Source organism: Anabaenopsis arnoldii (genome assembly GCF_028331025.1).
In the GTDB taxonomy this organism is placed as follows: Bacteria; Cyanobacteriota; Cyanobacteriia; order Cyanobacteriales; family Nostocaceae; genus Anabaenopsis; species Anabaenopsis arnoldii.
This window is the reverse complement of sequence record NZ_JAQMUH010000077.1, coordinates 1-4,701: the sequence shown is the minus strand read 5'-3', so window position 1 is coordinate 4,701 and position 4,701 is coordinate 1. Positions and strand designations below refer to the sequence as shown.

Sequence of the window (4,701 nt, the reverse complement as noted above, 5' to 3'; positions counted from 1 at the left end):
GCTAATCAAAAGTCTGGACATGGGGAAACTAGGGGATATACAAGGGCAGAAATTTCAATATAGAGGATAGCAGACAGTAATTTAGCAGACAGTTTATTAAAATTTATACAAGTGTAAATAACTTTAAGTTAGAATAACTGTAAGTTTGTCATCTACCCTAGGGTAGAGATAAAACCCCCCATGTGATCTATCATCTATTCGTTTATATCCACTATCTGTTGTTAAACGCAAAGGGCGCAAAGGTTGGCGCAAAGGTACGCAAAGGTTTATTGGCGGTCTAGAGTATGATCACATACATGATTTTCTCGTCACACAGATCCCGGACTTCTGGCCAAATTATACTAGACTATGCCAATTATGTGAGAAGTCGGGGATCTTGCACCCCTCCAAAGATACCCCACTAGCGATCGCTTGAATATGAGATGGGTGATGGATACTTATCACTGGGTTTTGGAGTTGGAGTTTAAAAAAAGGGTAGACCCTTGAGCCTACCCCAAAAAAGCTGAAATAATATTGCTTAACCCAATAAAGCCTTAGCTTTAGCCAATACGTTATCAACGCTAAAGCCAAATTTCTCCATACAAACACCACCGGGAGCGGAAGCGCCAAAGCGGTCAATACTCACGGTATCACCTTCGCTACCGACGTATTTATGCCAACCGAAACTAGCAGCAGCTTCTACAGACAACCGCTTAGTTACAGCTTTAGGTAGAACAGACTCTTTATAAGCTGCTTCTTGCTCATCAAACAAATCGGTAGAAGGCATAGAAACAACGCGGACTTTTTTACCTTCTGCGGTGAGTTTCTCAGATGCGGTTACACACAGACTCAATTCAGAACCAGTACCGATCAAGATAATATCTGGTGTACCTTCACAGTCTACTACTGTATATCCTCCCTTAGCCACATTCTCAACTGAAGTACCTGCCAAGTTAGGAACATTCTGACGGGTGAAAGCTAGCAGAGTCGGATCATTCTGCTTGGCTCTTTCAATCGCCACCTTGTACGCGCCAGAGCATTCGTTACCATCTGCGGGACGAAATACAGTCAGGTTAGGAATAGCACGCAGGGAAGCCAGAGTTTCTATAGGTTGGTGTGTGGGGCCATCTTCACCTTGTCCAATGGAGTCGTGAGTCATCACCCAAATTGCTCCAGCTTTAGACAGAGCAGATAAACGGATAGCCGCCCGCATATAATCTGTGAAAATCAAGAAGGTAGCACCGTAGGGAATTAATCCCGAACCATGAAGAGCTATACCATTACAAATTGCTCCCATAGCGTGTTCCCGAACACCAAAGTGAATGTTGGGGTTTTGGTATGCTCCTTTTTGGAAGTCGCCCTTACCCTTGAGTTCAGTTAAGTTGGAGTGGGTCAAATCCGCAGAACCACCAATTAACTCAGGTAAAACCGCTGACAATTTATTGAGGCAAGTTTCCGAGTGTTTACGGGTAGGTAGTCCTTTATCTTCGGGGGTGTAGGTAGGCAATACTTGCTCCCAACCGGCGGGCAGTGTACCATTGAGGTAACGTTCAAACTCTGCGGCTTCTTGGGGGTATTTAGCCTTGTAATCAGCAAATGTCTTAGTCCACTCAGCTTCGTAACCTGCGCCACGTTCTACAGCTTTGCGTGTGTGATCAAGAACATCTTCAGGAATTACAAAAGGTTCGTGTTCCCAGCCCAAATTCTTGCGGGTTAATGCTACCTCATCTCCACCCAAAGCGGCACCGTGAATACCAGCAGTATTAGCCTTGTTGGGGGAACCATAACCGATGGTGGTGGTTACCTTAATCATGGTGGGCTTGTCGGTGACGGCTTTGGCGGCTGCAATTGCTTGGGCAATAGCCTCTAAATCCGTATTTCCATTTTCAACGTGTAGGACGTGCCAACCGTAAGATTCAAATCGTTTTGATACATCTTCTGTGAAGGCTACATCAGTAGAACCATCGATAGAGATGTGGTTGTCGTCATACAATGCAATCAGTTTGCCTAAGCCCAAGTGACCCGCAAAGGAAGCCGCCTCACCAGATACACCCTCCATGTTGCAACCATCACCTAAAATTACATAGGTATAGTGGTCAACAATTTTGGCATCAGGTTTATTGAATTTAGCAGCCAAATGAGCTTCGGCGATCGCCAAACCCACACCATTAGCAATTCCTTGACCCAGGGGACCGGTGGTGACTTCTACCCCAGGGGTTTCAAAATTTTCTGGGTGGCCTGGGGTCCTAGACCCCCATTGACGAAATTGCTTAATATCCTCAATACTGACACTATCATAGCCTGTCAGGTAAAGCAGGGCATATTGCAACATGGAGCCATGACCCGCAGACAAGATAAAGCGATCGCGGTTGAACCACTTAGGATTTTTGGGGTTAAATCGCATAAAGCGATCCCAGAGGACAAAAGCCATAGGAGCCGCCCCCATGGGTAATCCTGGATGTCCCGATTTAGCTTTTTCTACGGCATCAACCGCCAAAAAGCGAATAGAGTTAATACAAAGTTCTTCGAGGGATTGGGTTGCAACAGCCATAATTTCTGATATTTAACGACGGGTTAGCATTCTTGGAAGTTCTTTTCTCCCTGTGGTGAATTTGAACAATTAACAGTTATAGGTGATCAGTGTTATGAGTTCAGCCTGTTAACTGAGCATTCATTCAAATTGTCCCACAGTAAGTATGTTTATCATCCCATTCCCTATGGTTGATCGACAAACGGGATCTCCTGAGATTCTACTGATAAATCACCGCCATCATTAGGTCATGCTGAACCATTGATTGAGCAATGAAGGATGTTTGTGATACTTTCGCAGAAAATCAACTCAGGAGAGGCCAAAAACGGCAACCTGGAGAATTTTAGACATATTTCTTAAAGGCCAGTGTGACATTATGACCACCGAAGCCAAAAGAGTTAGATAGTGCCACATCAACCTTTTGAGCGCGGCTGTGATTAGGGACATAATCTAAGTCACACTCTGGGTCGGGGTTTTCTAAATTTATAGTAGGGGGAATTTGATCATTAGCGATCGCTAACACAGTCGCTACTGCTTCAATACCTCCCGAACCGCCCAAAAGATGACCGGTCATCGACTTGGTAGAGCTGACAGCGACTTTATAGATATGCTCGCCCAAAGCCGTTTTCATAGCCGCAGTTTCTGTAGAATCATTAGCCGGGGTGCTAGTCCCATGAGCATTAATATAGCTAACCATTTCCGGGGTGAGTCCACCATCTTTGAGAGCCAATTGCATAGCCCTAGCCGCACCTTCTCCCCCTGGTACTGGGGCGGTCATGTGGTAAGCGTCACAGGTCATCCCATAGCCCACCATTTCGGCATAAATGCGAGCACCACGACTCAAGGCGTGTTCTAGTGATTCTAGAATCAGAATACCCGAACCTTCACCCATAACAAAGCCATCGCGATCGCGATCGAAAGGACGACAAGCATGAGCCGGGTCATGATTGCGAGTGGAAAGGGCCCTAGCTGCGGCAAATCCAGCCACACCTAAAGGGGTAATTGCCGACTCACATCCCCCGCAAATCATCGCCTGAGCATAACCATTTTGAATTAGGCGAAAAGCATCACCAATGGCATTAGAACCGGCAGCGCAGGCGGTCACAGAGCAGGAATTAGGACCTTGAGCACCGGTGTGAATCGCCGTTAATCCCGCCGCCATATTGGCGATCATCATGGGAATCATGAAGGGACTACAGCGATCAGGTCCACGGTTGAGGTAGATTGTTTGCTGGTCTTCCATCACCTTCAACCCACCAACGCCGGAGCCAATTATCACTCCCACCTGCTGAGAATTGAGTTCATTAATCACCAACTTGGCATCAGATACAGCTTGTTTAGCAGCGGATACCCCAAATTGGGAAAACCGATCCATCCGCTTGGCTTCTTTGCGATCCATATAAGCAAGGGGATCGAAGTTTTTCACTTCACCAGCAATGCGACAATCATGGCTAGACGCATCAAAAAATGTGATTTTGTCAATGCCATTACGTCCGCTTAACAATCCTTCCCAATATTCATCTGGTGTATTACCAATAGGTGTAATCGCGCCAACACCAGTTACAACAACACGGTTACGTTTATAATCTGTCATTTCTCAGTTAAAATTGGCGAGAAAGCTGCAAAAATAGGGACTCGGTACTGGGAAGCAGGTATGGTCATAAACCCGATAATAGTTAATTGAGAAGATTTTGCTCCATATCTAATTATTACCAGTACTAAATACCCAGTACCCAATTCCCAATGGCTATTTAAGCCGATGCAGCAACTTGTTCGTTGATGTAATCTACCGCCTGTTGAACGGTAGTAATTTTCTCAGCGGCTTCATCGGGTATTTCGATATCAAATTCTTCTTCCAATGCCATCACCAATTCCACCGTATCTAGGGAATCAGCTCCTAGATCATCGGCAAAACTAGCCTCTGGTTTAATTTTGTCCTCTTCAACACTTAGTTGGTCCACAACAATTTTTTTCACCTTTCCAAAAATGTCTGTTTCACTCATACAATAAAATTCCTTGACCGGTTGCTATTATGCGCTGCTATATAAAACATAGACAAAGCTAGACTTTACTTTCTACTTCAACGGGAGCATGGGAGCGGTTATCCCTTAGTAGACTTGCACGCCTTAGCCAGACGCGATATTTCTCAAGTTAAGATTTACAAGAAAGACTACCGCTATCATTGCTTGGTT

3 protein-coding genes are annotated in these 4,701 nt (G+C 45.2%); all 3 read right to left on the bottom strand.

The annotated features are described in order from the left end of the window. Nucleotides 1-517: 517 nt before the first annotated feature. Nucleotides 518-2,530, bottom strand: coding sequence for a transketolase (gene tkt / locus PN457_RS06315; protein WP_271732079.1), 2,013 nt, complete (start codon nucleotides 2,528-2,530; stop codon nucleotides 518-520). Nucleotides 2,531-2,852: 322 nt separating this feature from the next. Further along, entirely contained in the window at nucleotides 2,853-4,103 is a 1,251-nt protein-coding gene (gene fabF, locus PN457_RS06310; protein ID WP_271732077.1) for a beta-ketoacyl-ACP synthase II, read from the bottom strand. A 157-nt stretch (nucleotides 4,104-4,260) separates the two neighbouring features. Then, nucleotides 4,261-4,512 carry an acyl carrier protein gene (gene acpP, locus PN457_RS06305; protein WP_271732076.1) on the bottom strand — a complete coding sequence of 84 codons (252 nt, stop codon included), beginning with the start codon at nucleotides 4,510-4,512 and terminating at the stop codon, nucleotides 4,261-4,263. Nucleotides 4,513-4,701 lie beyond the last annotated feature (189 nt).

Coding starts and splice junctions, on each gene's coding strand:
- tkt (WP_271732079.1), bottom strand. CDS start 2,530: ATGGCTGTTGCAACCCAATCCCTCGAAGAACTTTGTATTAACTCTATT.
- fabF (WP_271732077.1), bottom strand. CDS start 4,103: ATGACAGATTATAAACGTAACCGTGTTGTTGTAACTGGTGTTGGCGCG.
- acpP (WP_271732076.1), bottom strand. CDS start 4,512: ATGAGTGAAACAGACATTTTTGGAAAGGTGAAAAAAATTGTTGTGGAC.